Origin of the sequence: Pseudomonas sp. ES4, from assembly GCF_050586665.1 — a bacterium.
Taxonomy (GTDB): domain Bacteria; phylum Pseudomonadota; class Gammaproteobacteria; order Pseudomonadales; family Pseudomonadaceae; genus Aquipseudomonas; species Aquipseudomonas frederiksbergensis.
In genome coordinates this window covers 187,746-200,648 of sequence record NZ_JBOBDO010000011.1, presented here as the reverse complement: position 1 = coordinate 200,648, position 12,903 = coordinate 187,746, and the positions used below count along the sequence as shown (strand labels likewise).

Annotated in this window: 7 protein-coding genes; 6 read left to right on the top strand and 1 reads right to left on the bottom strand. The window is 60.0% G+C overall.

Features of this window, described 5'->3' with window-relative positions; all coding sequences use genetic code 11:
* Nucleotides 1-94 precede the first annotated feature (94 nt).
* The 6 genes from recC to ACQ4OB_RS15010 all read left to right on the top strand — a co-directional run bounded on the left by recC (nucleotide 95) and on the right by ACQ4OB_RS15010 (nucleotide 11,804).
* On the top strand, nucleotides 95-3,547 hold the full coding sequence (recC, locus tag ACQ4OB_RS15035; RefSeq protein WP_430955959.1) for an exodeoxyribonuclease V subunit gamma: 3,453 nt from the start codon (nucleotides 95-97) through the stop codon (nucleotides 3,545-3,547).
* On the top strand, nucleotides 3,544-7,230 hold the full coding sequence (gene recB / locus ACQ4OB_RS15030) for an exodeoxyribonuclease V subunit beta (RefSeq protein ID WP_430955958.1): 3,687 nt from the start codon (nucleotides 3,544-3,546) through the stop codon (nucleotides 7,228-7,230). The genes recC and recB overlap by 4 nt, the downstream gene beginning before the upstream one ends.
* Complete coding sequence (recD, locus tag ACQ4OB_RS15025) at nucleotides 7,227-9,335, top strand: exodeoxyribonuclease V subunit alpha (protein WP_074873561.1); 2,109 nt, start codon at nucleotides 7,227-7,229, stop codon at nucleotides 9,333-9,335. The genes recB and recD overlap by 4 nt, the downstream gene beginning before the upstream one ends.
* Nucleotides 9,336-9,454: 119 nt before the next feature.
* Nucleotides 9,455-10,030: a YfiR family protein gene (locus tag ACQ4OB_RS15020; RefSeq protein ID WP_102616413.1), complete on the top strand. Its 576-nt coding sequence runs from the start codon at nucleotides 9,455-9,457 to the stop codon at nucleotides 10,028-10,030.
* The gene (locus ACQ4OB_RS15015; protein ID WP_430955957.1) at nucleotides 10,027-11,295 is read left to right on the top strand and encodes a diguanylate cyclase domain-containing protein; all 1,269 of its coding nucleotides are present in this window, start codon (nucleotides 10,027-10,029) and stop codon (nucleotides 11,293-11,295) included. Before ACQ4OB_RS15020 ends, ACQ4OB_RS15015 begins: the two co-directional genes overlap by 4 nt.
* A 5-nt stretch (nucleotides 11,296-11,300) precedes the next feature.
* A complete protein-coding gene (locus ACQ4OB_RS15010) occupies nucleotides 11,301-11,804 on the top strand; it encodes an OmpA family protein (RefSeq protein ID WP_074873567.1) in 504 nt (167 codons plus the stop codon).
* On the opposite strand, the gene ACQ4OB_RS15005 is transcribed toward ACQ4OB_RS15010, so the two are convergent.
* Nucleotides 11,801-12,748: a LysR family transcriptional regulator gene (locus ACQ4OB_RS15005; RefSeq protein ID WP_102616410.1), complete on the bottom strand. Its 948-nt coding sequence runs from the start codon at nucleotides 12,746-12,748 to the stop codon at nucleotides 11,801-11,803. The genes ACQ4OB_RS15010 and ACQ4OB_RS15005 overlap by 4 nt on opposite strands.
* Between the last annotated feature and the right edge of the window lie 155 nt (nucleotides 12,749-12,903).

Below are 12,903 nucleotides of genomic sequence, written 5' to 3'. Positions count from 1 at the left end.
TCGTACAGCAATCCCGGACGGCTCCCGGCTGTCACAGTCTCCCGACAATGCTAAGGTTCGGCCCTAGCTTTTGTATTTTCCCAAGGAAGCCTTTATGCCGGACGCGACGTCCCTCAGTGCTGGTTTTATGGTGGTTCACGGCAATCGCCTGGACGAGTTGCGCAGCCTGGTGGTCAGCTGGATGCGGCGTTACCCGCTGGCTCCCTTGGAAAATGAAATTGCCCTGGTACAGAGCAACGGCATCGCCCAATGGCTGAAGCTGGCACTGGCGGAAGACCCTGAAGACGACGACATGGGTGGCTGCGGAATCGCCGCAGCCATCGACGTTCAGTTACCGGGTAGCTTCATGTGGCAGCTCTATCGCATGGTGCTTGGGCGTGACGAAATCCCGGTCAAATCCCTGCTCGATAAAGCTCCCTTGACTTGGCGTCTGATGCGCCTGCTTCCGCAGTTGATCAATCAACCGCACTTCGAACCGCTGCAGCGCTTCCTGACCCATGACACCGATTTACGCAAACGCTATCAGTTGGCCGAGCGGCTGGCGGATTTGTTTGACCAATACCAAGTGTATCGGGCCGATTGGCTTGAAGACTGGGCCGAAGGTCGTCATCAACTACGAAATGGCAGAGGTGAAACCAAACCTCTGACCCCGGCTAACTGCTGGCAGGCAGAGTTGTGGCGTGCGCTGTTGCTGGATGTGGGTGAACAAGGCATGGCGCAAAGTCGAGCCGGCGTCCATCAGCGGTTTATCGAGCGCATCAACAGCCTCGACGTAGCCCCTGGCGGATTGCCTTCGCGGGTAATCGTTTTCGGGATTTCTTCTCTGCCTGCTCAAGCCCTGGAAGCACTGGCGGGGCTGGCCCGTTTCAGCCAGGTTCTGCTCTGCGTACACAACCCGTGTCGTCACCATTGGGCAGACATCGTCGCCGATAAAGACCTGTTGCGGCATCAATACAAGCGTCAGGCTCGCAAGAGCGGAATGCCGGTAGTGCTCGACCCGCAAACCCTTCACCAGCATGCCCATCCACTACTGGCGGCTTGGGGCAAACAGGGGCGGGACTATATCAATCTGCTCGACAGCTACGACGATCCCAGCAGCTATCGCTCGGCATTCCGCGATGGCCGTATTGACCTGTTCAGCGACAGCCAGCCACAGAACATGCTCAATCAATTGCAGGACGACATTCTTGAATTGCGTCCCTTGAACGAGACTCGCGAGCGCTGGCCAGCTGTCGATCCGGCGAAGGACGAGTCGATCCGTTTTCACATTGCCCATAGCGCCCAGCGCGAAGTGGAGATCCTCCACGACCAGTTGCTCGCACGCTTCAGTGCTGATCCGGACTTAAGGCCTCGCGATGTGATTGTGATGGTCCCGGACATCGACAGCTACGCACCGCATATTCGAGCGGTGTTTGCTCAGCTTGAACGCCACGACCCGCGTTTCATTCCCTTCACACTCGCAGATCAAGGCCAACGCGGCCGTGACCCGCTACTGATTGCTATCGAACACCTGCTCAAACTGCCCGACAGCCGTTTCCCCGTGAGTGAGATCCTCGATCTGCTGGATGTTCCTGCACTGCGCGCTCGCTTCGGTGTAGAGGAACGCGATCTGCCGACACTGCATCGTTGGATCGAAGGCGCAGGCATCCGCTGGGGCATGAATGCCGAACAGCGCGCGGGTCTCGGTCTGCCGCAGGAGCTGGAACAAAACAGTTGGCGTTTCGGCCTGCGACGGATGCTGCTCGGTTATGCCGTAGGCAGTGCCGGTGCTTGCGAGGGTATCGAACCCTACGACGAGATCGGTGGTCTGGACGCCGCGCTCATCGGCCCTTTGGTTGCGCTGCTGGACGCATTGGAGATTGCGCACCAGGAGCTCTCTCAACCTGCCGCTCCCAAACAATGGGGCTTTCGCTTGCACGCACTGGTTCAGTTGTTTTTCCTGGCCAGTAACGAACATGACGACTACGTATTGGCCCAACTCGAAGAGCTGCGTGAAACCTGGCTTGAGACCTGCGAGTCAGTTGGTTTGCATGATGAGCTGCCATTGACCGTGGTCCGTGAAGCCTGGCTCGCCGGCCTCGACCAAGGCCGCCTGTCCCAGCGTTTCCTGGCCGGTGCAGTTAACTTCTGTACCTTGATGCCCATGCGCGCGATCCCGTTCAAACTCGTCTGCCTGCTGGGCATGAATGACGGGGACTACCCGCGTGCACAACCGCCACTGGACTTCGATCTCATGGGCAGTGATTACCGCCCTGGCGATCGCTCCCGACGCGAAGATGATCGCTATCTACTGTTGGAAGCCCTGTTGTCGGCACGGGACCAACTCTATATCAGCTGGGTCGGTCGCAGCATTCGCGATAACAGTGAACGCCCCGCGTCGGTACTGATTGGCCAATTGCGCGATCATCTGGCCAGCGGTTGGCGACTGCATGATGTCGACGAAGATTTGCTTGAGGCCATCACTCAGGAACATCCGTTGCAACCGTTCAGCGCCCGCTACTTTCATGAAGGCGATGACTTGTTCAGCTACGCCAATGAATGGCAGGTATTGCATCAAACCGGTGAGCCGTCGACTGATACCGAAGTCCTTGATCCGTATGTTCAGGAGGAGCCGCTAAGTCTCGGACAACTGCAGGACTTCCTGCGTAATCCTGTGCGGCATTTTTTCAGTCAACGGCTGAAAGTGTACTTCGAAGCGGCTGAAGTGCCCTTGGCTGATGAAGAGCCATTCGTACTCGACGCGTTGCAACGTTACAGCCTCAGCGACAGCTTGCTCGAAGCTGCACTGGGGAATCTGGAAAGCACCGACCAGGTACTGGAAGCGCAGGCAAAACGTCTGCAAAACAGTGGGCTCCTGCCTATGGCCGGATTTGGCGAATGCCTACAGCGAGAGTTGATCGAACCGTTGCCGGATCTGTTGCAGCGTTATCAGCAGCTTTTGGCGTTATGGCCAACACCTCTGACCAACGCTCTGCCAGTGAATCTGGAGTTGCAGGGGCTGCGCCTGGAAGGCTGGCTCAGCGGTCTGCATCAGCGAGCGGACGGTGGTTTGCTATCCGTCACTACAATCCCCAACAGCATCGGCTCAATCAAGTCGCGCAAATGGCATCGGCTGACACGGCCATGGGTCAATCACCTGGTTGCCTGCGCCAGTGGTATGGCGATGACCACTGCATTGGTGGCCAGCGACGACAGTCTGCTGCTCGGTCCGATGCCGGAGGATGCCGCCTTGCGGATTCTGGGCGACCTGTTAATGGCTTGGCAGACGGGCATGCGTCAACCATTGCCGATTGCGGTGAAGACCGGCTTCGCATGGCTGGGTCAAACTGATCCGGTCAAAGCCCAGACCGCAGCCCGCAAAGCCTATGAAGGCGATGGCCTGACCACCGACGGCGAGCGTCGCGAAAGCCCCGCACTCGCCCGACAGTTCGCCGACTTCGACTCGCTTGCCGCAGACGAAACGTTCCCGGATTGGTGCAACGCGTTGTACCGGCCGTTGCTTGAAGCGCCTTGGCGTTCATTGAACAGCGAGGAGCCGCGCGCATGACCACAAAACCTCTGGCCTTGGCATTTCCCCTGCGCGGCAGCCAATTGATCGAAGCGAGCGCCGGGACCGGCAAGACCTTCACCATTTCCGCGCTTTATCTGCGTCTGGTCCTTGGCCACGGCGCAGAGTCGAGCGGCTTCGGACGTGAACTGTTGCCGCCGCAAATCCTGGTTGTGACGTTCACCGATGCCGCGACCAAAGAACTGCGCGAGCGTATCCGCACGCGTCTCGCTGAAGCTGCACGGTTTTTCCGTGATGAAACACCGGCGCCCGACAGCCTTATCGCGGAGCTTCGTGAGGAGTACCTTCCCGAGCAGTGGTCCGGATGCGCGAACCGCTTGGACATCGCTGCGCAGTGGATGGACGAGGCGGCAGTTTCGACTATCCACAGTTGGTGCCAGCGCATGTTGCGCGAGCACGCGTTCGACAGTGGCAGTCTGTTTACACAGACCCTGGAAACCGATCACAGCGATTTGCTGGGCGAAGTCCTGCGCGATTACTGGCGTCTGTTTTGTTACCCGATGCAAGGTGATGCGCTGAACTGGGTGCGTGGGAATTGGGGTGGTCCGGCAGCCTTGCTGCCTCGAGTACGTGGTTTGTTCGCCAGTGAGCGAGACAGTGTTGAAGGTAAAGAACCTGCCGAGCTGATCACGGCGTGTCTGCAAGAGCGACGGGCAGCCTTGCTCGAACTCAAGATGCCCTGGCGCCAGTGGGCGGACGAACTGCTTGCCATTTGTCACCAGGGTGTCGCGAGCAAGAGCGTCGACGGTCGCAAGATGCAGGCGCGCTATTTCGAACCCTGGTTCGAAAAGATCAGGGCCTGGGCTGAAGACGAATCCCTTGAGCAGCTGGATATCGGCACCGGATTCACGCGCCTTACTCCCGACGGTATGGCCGAAGCCTGGAAGGGTGAAGTACCCCGTCATCCCGGGCTGGACGCCATGCCCGGCCTCAAGACCTGCCTCGATGGATTGCCGACACCTGATGCCGCCGTGCTGCAACACGCCGCCCAGTGGGTCGGTACACGGTTCGAGGAAGAAAAGCGTCGCCGTGCGGAGATGGGCTTCGATGACATGCTGCTTCGCCTCGATGCAGCATTGCAATCCGATGGCGGCGAGCGGCTGGCGACCCTGATTCGCGAGCAGTTTCCAGTGGCGCTTATCGATGAGTTCCAGGACACCGACCCTGTGCAGTACCGGATCTTCGAGAGCATCTATCGCATCGAAGACAACAATCCCGAATGCGGCCTGTTCCTGATCGGCGACCCCAAGCAAGCTATCTACGCGTTCCGCGGTGCCGACATCTACACTTACCTGCGCGCCCGCCAGGCAACCACTGGCCGACTGCATACTCTGGGTACGAATTTCCGTTCCAGCCATGGCATGGTCCGTGCGGTGAACCATGTGTTCGAGCGCGCCGAATCTCGCGAGACCGGCCGGGGCGCCTTCCTGTTTCGTGAAAAGAATGGCGAGAACCCGGTACCGTTCCTGCCCGTCGAATCCCAAGGTCGCAAAGAAGTTTTGCATATCGACAGCCAGGTCGTGCCCGCGCTGAACATCTGGCACCTGTCCGCCGATCAGCCGCTGTCCGGCGCGGTGTACCGACAACAACTCGCCGCCGCCTGCGCCAGTGAAATCACCGCTTTGCTCAACGGCGGGCAACAAGGTCGCGCGGGTTTCATCCAGGATGGCAAGGACTTCAGAGGGCTGCTACCCGCGGATATCGCGATCCTGGTCCGCGACGGTAAAGAAGCTCAGGCTGTGCGCGGCGAACTCTCCGCCCGTGGCGTGCGCAGCGTCTATCTGTCGGACAAGGACTCGGTGTTCGCTGCCCAAGAGGCCCACGACGTACTGACCTGGCTCAAGGCTTGTGCCGAGCCGGATGTCGAGCGTCCACTGCGGGCCGCGTTGGCCTGCATCACGCTGAACCTGTCGCTGGCTGAGCTGGAACGGCTGAATCAGGACGAACTGGCCTGGGAAGCGCGGGTCATGCAGTTCCGTCATTATCGCGAGCTCTGGCGCAAGCAGGGCGTGTTGCCGATGCTGCGGCGATTGCTGCATGACTTTCAGCTGCCTCAGACATTGATTCTGCGCAGTGACGGCGAGCGGGTGCTGACCAATTTGCTGCACCTGTCCGAGTTGCTGCAACAGGCGGCCGCCGAGCTCGATGGTGAGCAAGCGCTGATCCGTCATTTGTCCGAGCACCTGGCGTTGTCCGGTCAGGCCGGCGAAGAGCAGATCCTGCGTCTGGAGAGTGACGAACAACTGGTCAAGGTCGTGACCATTCACAAGTCCAAGGGGCTTGAGTATCCCTTGGTGTTCCTGCCATTCGTTTGCTCGGCGAAGCCAGTGGATGGCAGTCGTCTGCCGCTGCATTACCACGACGCCACCGGCAAGGCCCAAGTGACCTTGAAGCCGACGGCCGAGTTGATTGTTCAGGCGGATGATGAGCGACTGGCCGAGGATCTGCGCTTGCTTTACGTGGCCTTGACCCGGGCGCAACACGCCTGCTGGCTCGGAGTGACGGATCTCAAGCGCGGCAATAACAACAGCTCGGTGCTGCACCTGTCGGCATTGGGTTATCTGCTGGGCGGCGGAGTGCCACTGGCCGAGTCGGCAGGCTTGAAGCGGTGGCTGGAAGACCTGCAGCAGGACTGTCCTGCGCTGAGCTACGGTGAAATGCCTGAAGCGACCGTCGAGCACTACCATCCACCTCGCAACGATGCGACGTTGCTTGCTCCGCTGATACCCAAGCGCAAGGCCAGCGAAAACTGGTGGATTGCCTCTTACAGTGCCCTGCGCATTGGCGACAGCATGAGCGTGGGCACTGATGAAGCGCCGGAAAGCCCGCAAGCGCAAAAGCTCTTCGACGACGAACGCCTCGATCCGCAAGCACCACGCGAAGTAGTGGCCGGCGGCGCGGATATCCATCGATTCCCTCGCGGCCCGAACCCCGGCACCTTTCTCCATGGTTTGCTCGAATGGGCCGGTGACGAAGGTTTTACCGCCACGCCAAAAGCGGTGGAAGACGCCATTGCCCGTCGTTGCAATCGACGTGGCTGGGAAGGCTGGATAACCGCCCTGAGCGATTGGCTGCAGCATCTGCTTACCTCTCCGCTGCATATCGGTGGTGGGCAGGCTCCCGTGGTATTCGAGCAATTGACCCACTACCGCGTCGAGATGGAATTCTGGTTCGCCAGCCATAAGGTCGATGTGCTCAAGCTCGATGAACTGGTGCGCCAATACACCCACAACGGCGTGGCCCGGGTGGCTGCCGAGCCGGTGTTGCTCAATGGCATGTTCAAGGGCTTCATCGACCTGACGTTCGAACACGACGGCCGCTACTACGTCGCCGACTACAAATCCAACTGGCTGGGCGTCGATGACGCGGCCTATACCGAGCAGGCCATGGAGCAGTCGATTCTCGACAACCGTTACGACCTGCAATACGTGCTGTACCTGTTGGCCCTGCATCGCCAGCTCAAGGCGCGACTAGCCGATTACGATTACGACCGGCATGTCGGCGGTGCGTTGTACCTGTTCCTGCGTGGTACGCGCGCGCCCAGCCAAGGCGTGTATTTTGCCCGTCCACCAAAAGAGTTGATCGAACGTCTCGACCGGCTGTTCCAGGGCAAGCCAGAACCCAAGGCCGAACCCGCCTGGGAACAGGGAGTTTTGCTATGAGTCGCACCTTCGCTGATTTGCTGCCGACTTCGTTGACAGCCGAAAGCCTCGTGGATCTGGCGCCGTTGAGTCGCGCCGATGACTTGCTGCTACTGCTGACGCGCTGGGTTGAGCGCGGCTGGCTGCGGGCGCTGGATAAAGCCTTCGTCGCTTTTCTTCACGAGCTCGCTCCCTGCGATGATCCACTGGTGCTGCTGGCCGCGGCGTTGGCCAGCCATCAACTGGGCCACGGTCATGTGTGCCTGGATCTGTTCGAGACGCTCAAGGAACCGGACTTCGCCCTGTCGCTACCACCGGAAGGTGATGTGCAAAGTGGCGCAATGTTGTTGCCGTCGCAATTGCTTGAGGCGCTGGACGGTGCCCATTGGTGCAAGGTCCTGGCTTCCAGCAGCCTGGTCGCATTGGCGGTCGATGGTCGTGAGGCGGCGCAACATCGGCCATTGGTGTTGTCGGGCAAACGCCTGTACTTGCGTCGCTACTGGGCTTACGAACGGCGTATCGATACGTCGCTGCGTCAACGCCTGGTCGAACACGAAACCACACCGGATGATTTGCCCCAACGCCTCACCAGCTTGTTCGGCCCAGCCAGGCCCGGGGAAGTGATTGACTGGCAGAAGCTCGCTTGCGCCCTCGCCACCCGCAGCGCTTTCAGCATCGTTACCGGTGGCCCGGGGACCGGAAAGACGACGACGGTCGTGCGTTTGCTCGCGTTGCTCCAGGCGCCGGCGGTGGAGGCGGGCAAGCCGCTGCGCATCCGTCTCGCGGCACCCACCGGCAAGGCTGCAGCCCGACTGACGGAGTCCATCAGTCAGCAGGTCAGAACACTGGAAGTCGATGAAGCCGTACGCGTGAAGATCCCGTCAGATGTCACCACTGTGCACCGTCTGCTCGGCAGTCGCCCCGGTACTCGACACTTCCGTCACCACGCCGGTAATCGCTTGCCGCTGGATGTGCTGGTGGTGGACGAAGCCTCGATGATCGATCTGGAAATGATGGCCAACCTGCTCGATGCGTTGCCGGCTCATGCCCGTCTGGTGCTGCTCGGTGACAAGGATCAACTGGCATCGGTGGAGGCCGGCGCGGTGCTGGGCGACCTGTGCCGCGACGCCGAGGCCGGTTGGTACAGCCCGCAGACTCGCCGGTGGCTGCAAGCGGTCAGTGGTGAAAGCCTGGATGCCAGCGGTTTGCGGGAAGACACCCAGGGCACTCATCCGCTGGCCCAGCAAGTTGTGATGCTGCGTCATTCGCGTCGGTTCGGCGAGGGCAGCGGCATCGGCCAATTGGCTCGTTGGGTCAACCAGCAGCAACCCGAGGAAGCTCGCAAGTTGTTGGCAGCGCGAAGCCATGACGACGTGTTTTCCCTGCCCCTCAAGGGGGAGCAGGACCGGGCGCTGGAACGCTTGCTGCTTGAGGGGCATGGCGATGGACCGCAGGGTTATCGGCATTACCTGAGTCTGTTACGCAGCCTGCGGCCACCGCTCGACAGCACGCTTGATGATCCCTGCTGGACCGATTGGGCTCGCCAAGTCCTGCAAGCCTTCGACACCTTCCAGTTGTTGTGCGCCGTACGCAAAGGGCCGTGGGGCGTTGAAGGTTTGAATCAACGCGTGACCGCCGCGCTGCTAAAGGCCCGGCTGATCGACAGCGACCAGCAGTGGTACGAAGGTCGACCGGTGCTGATGACCCGCAATGACTATGGCCTGGGTTTGATGAATGGCGACATCGGCATTGCCCTCAAGCTGCCGGAACGCGAGGGGCCAGAGGTTGGGAAACAGGTACTGCGTGTGGCGTTCCCGCGTAATGATGGTCAGGGTGGCGTACGTTTTGTACTGCCGAGCCGGCTCAATGATGTGGAAACTGTGTACGCCATGACAGTGCATAAATCCCAGGGCTCGGAATTTGCCCACACCGCGTTGATTCTGCCGGATGCCCTGAACCCTGTGCTTACCAAGGAATTGATCTATACCGGGATTACCCGCGCCAAAAACTGGTTCACCCTGATCGAGCCGCGTACCGGCGTATTCGAAGAGGCGGTGAGGCGCAAGGTCAAACGCTTGAGCGGGTTGATGCTGGAACTGGATGAGGGTGTCGAATCAAGGGATTGAAAGGGACGGCGTCAGGCGCCGGAAACTGACTGAAGTGCCGTAGGACGCCGCCTCGCTGGCGTTTGAACGCTGTGCTATCGTTGCGGCATCATTTCGCTACGATCGAAGAGAATCCCTGCATGAAGGTCGCTGTCTGGACGACACAGCGCGTTACCAGGTGCAAACACGTGCTGTTCGCCGGCCTTCTCTGTTTGTTCACCGGCATCGTTTTCGCTCAGTCGCAAACGCCTGTGAGCATGGCCGATCAGCGCGCACAATCCGTCACTCAGGTGGTCCTCGGGATTCTCAGTTATGCCCGCTGGCCTGTTGAGCCAGCACAACTGCGCTTGTGCATTGTGGGCCCCACCGAATACACCGACGATCTGGTCAAAGGCACGACCCAGGCCACCGGTCGCCCCGTCACGGTGCGACGTCTGTTGGCCGACAACCCGTCGATTACCGGTGAGTGCGATGCGGTGTATATCGGCAAACTGACCAGTGATGAACGTAGCCGGCTATTCGCTTCGCTGGCAGGGCGTCCGGTGCTGAGCATCAGCGAACGCGACGACCCCTGTACCGTCGGCAGTCTGTTTTGCCTGCGGGTCAGCGATGAGCAAGTGTCCTTTGAAGTCAACCTGGATTCCGTCGCCCGAAGCGGCGTGCGTATTCACCCCAGTGTGCTGCAACTGTCCCGCCGCAAGCCGGCGGCGCCATGAGTCTTTTCAAGCCGGGTAACCGCCCAACCTTGCGCTCGGTCATCGGGCGCGGACATTTGATCGTCGCACTCGTGGCCGTGGCCATGGCCAGTATCTCGCTGACGTTGCTCGGCGTACTGGCCTTGCGGGTCTATGCCGACCACAACTTGCACCTGATTGCGCGCTCGATCAATTACACCGTGGAAGCGGCGGTGGTGTTCAACGACAAGTCTGCCGCTAGCGAAGCGCTGGCATTGATTGCGTCCACCGAAGAAGTGGCCGATGCCCAAGTGCTGGACGAGCAAGGCACGTTGCTGGCTCGCTGGGAGCGGCCGGAAACGGGCTTCTTCTCGGATCTCGAAATGCAGATTGCCAAGGCGTTGCTGGAAAAACCGATCAGCATGCCAATCGTCCATCAAGGTCTGGAAATCGGCAGCATCCAGCTCACCGGTCACGGGGGCAGCCTGTTGCGGTTTTTGCTCAGCGGTCTGCTCGGCATCGTTTTGTGTACCGCCGTCAGTGCCTGGGTGGCGCTCTATCTGGCGCGCCGACAACTTCGCGCAATCACGGGGCCATTGCGCAGCCTGGCGTTCGTGGCTCACGCCGCCCGCAGCGAGCGAGCCTTCGATCAGCGTGTGCCTCCCGCCGCCATCGCCGAACTCGACAACCTGGGCAATGACTTCAATGCCTTGCTCGATGAGCTTGAATCCTGGCAGACCCACCTGCGAAGCGAAAACGAAACCCTGGCCCACCAGGCCAGCCATGACAGCCTCACCGGGTTGCCGAATCGGGCGTTTTTCGAAGGACGGCTGATTCGAGCGCTGCGTAATGCCAACAAACTCAACGAGCAAGTGGCGGTGCTGTTTCTCGACAGTGATCGGTTCAAGGAGATCAATGATGGCTTCGGTCATGCCGCTGGCGATGCGGTGTTGGTGGCCGTGGCCAATCGGGTTCGAGCGCAACTGCGCGAAGGGGATCTGGTGGCACGCCTGGGCGGTGACGAATTTGCCGTCCTGCTGACGCCGCTGCACCGGATCGAGGATGCCGAGTGGATTGCCGACAAAATAATCACCAGCATGGAAGCACCGATCCCGTTGCCGGGCGATACCCAGGTGTTGACTTCACTCAGCATCGGCATCGCCGTGTACCCCGACCATGGGACCACACCCGGTGCTTTGCTTAACGCCGCCGACGCGGCCATGTACCAAGCCAAGCGTCTTTCCCGAGGCGCACAGCACACGGCAGGGTCGGAGCACTCTGTCGCCGATGTTCAAACCAGGAGCTAATTTTTGTGTTCTCACTGACCCGGCGTTCCCTGCGATTTTTCACCTTCACCTTATTGATGGCTTTGCTGACATTGAGCGGTTGCCAGACGGCGCCGCAAAAAGGCCTGACTCCGGCGCAGATCGCTGTGCTCAAGCAGCAAGGCTTCGAATTGACCGATGAGGGCTGGGCCTTTGGCTTGTCCGGCAAAGTGCTGTTTGGCAGTGACGACGACAGCCTCAACCCAGCCAGCACCGACATCGTCGAGCGTATCGGCAAGGCATTGCTGGGGGTTGAAATAGAACGAGTGCGGGTCGACGGTCACACCGACGCCTCGGGCAAAGAGTCTTACAACGAGCAGCTCTCGTTGCGCCGCGCAAAAAGCGTCGGCAAGGTGCTGACCGTTGTCGGGATGAAGGAACAAAACATCCTGCTGCGCGGCCTCGGCAGCAGTGAACCGGTTGCTTCCAACAACACACCGGCGGGCCGTACCGAGAACCGCCGGGTGTCGATCGTGGTGAGCGCCGACTAATCGGCGAACAGGGTCTCGCGACTTTCACCCATCAACAGACCCTGATTGCGCTCCGTCACCTCGCGGATGTAATCCCACAACAGGGTGATCCGCTTGAGCTTGCGCAGGTCCTCGCGGCAGTACATCCAGAACTGTCGAGTGATGTTGATCTCCTTCGGCAACACCGGCAGCAATCGCGGATCCTGGGCGGCCAGGAAGCACGGCAGAATCGCCAGCGACCGCCCTTGCTGCGCGGCCACGAATTGCGCAATCACACTGGTGCTGCGCAGGTTGGCACTGGCGCCGGGCAACACATTCGCCAGGTACAACAGCTCCGAGCTGAACGCCAGATCGTCGACGTAACTGATGAATGAATGTTTACCCAAGTCAGCCGGGCGGCGGATCGGTGGGTGCTTGTCCAGATAATCCTGCGTCGCGTAGAGCTGCAATTTGTAGTCGCAGAGTTTGCAGCACACGTATGGCCCATGCTCCGGGCGCTCCAGGGCGATGACGATGTCGGCCTCGCGCTTGGACAGGCTGATGAAGTGCGGCAGCGGCAGGATGTCCACGGAGATTGCCGGGTAGGCGTCGACGAAATGGCTCAGCTGTGGAGTGATGAAAAAGCTGCCAAAGCCTTCGGTGCAGCCCATGCGCACATGCCCGGACAACGCAACGCCAGACCCCGAAACCTGTTCACAGGCCATGTGCAGCGTGCTTTCGATCGACTCGGCATAACCGAGCAACCGCTGGCCTTCGGCAGTCAGGACAAAACCGCTGGTCCGGGATTTCTCGAACAGCAACGTGCCCAACGCCGCTTCCAGCGAGCTGATGCGCCGCGACACCGTGGTGTAGTCGACCGCCAGGCGCTTGGCTGCGGTGCTGGCCTTGCGGGTGCGGGCGACTTCAAGGAAAAACTTGAGGTCATCCCAGTTCAACGAGCCTAGAGACGTGATGTTTTTTTGCATGATGGACCGGCTTTTATGTGCGTTCTTATTAGAAGTTTGCACATCTATACTCCAAAAACAGTCCGAGAACCAACTCGCGACACACGTCTCGTTTCAAGGCGACAGTCTCGCCTTGGCTATACAGATAGCTCTCTAAATAAGAACAACTTCCGGAG

Coding starts and splice junctions, on each gene's coding strand:
- ACQ4OB_RS15020 (WP_102616413.1), top strand. CDS start 9,455: ATGAAGGTCGCTGTCTGGACGACACAGCGCGTTACCAGGTGCAAACAC.
- recB (WP_430955958.1), top strand. CDS start 3,544: ATGACCACAAAACCTCTGGCCTTGGCATTTCCCCTGCGCGGCAGCCAA.
- ACQ4OB_RS15005 (WP_102616410.1), bottom strand. CDS start 12,748: ATGCAAAAAAACATCACGTCTCTAGGCTCGTTGAACTGGGATGACCTC.
- ACQ4OB_RS15015 (WP_430955957.1), top strand. CDS start 10,027: ATGAGTCTTTTCAAGCCGGGTAACCGCCCAACCTTGCGCTCGGTCATC.
- recC (WP_430955959.1), top strand. CDS start 95: ATGCCGGACGCGACGTCCCTCAGTGCTGGTTTTATGGTGGTTCACGGC.
- recD (WP_074873561.1), top strand. CDS start 7,227: ATGAGTCGCACCTTCGCTGATTTGCTGCCGACTTCGTTGACAGCCGAA.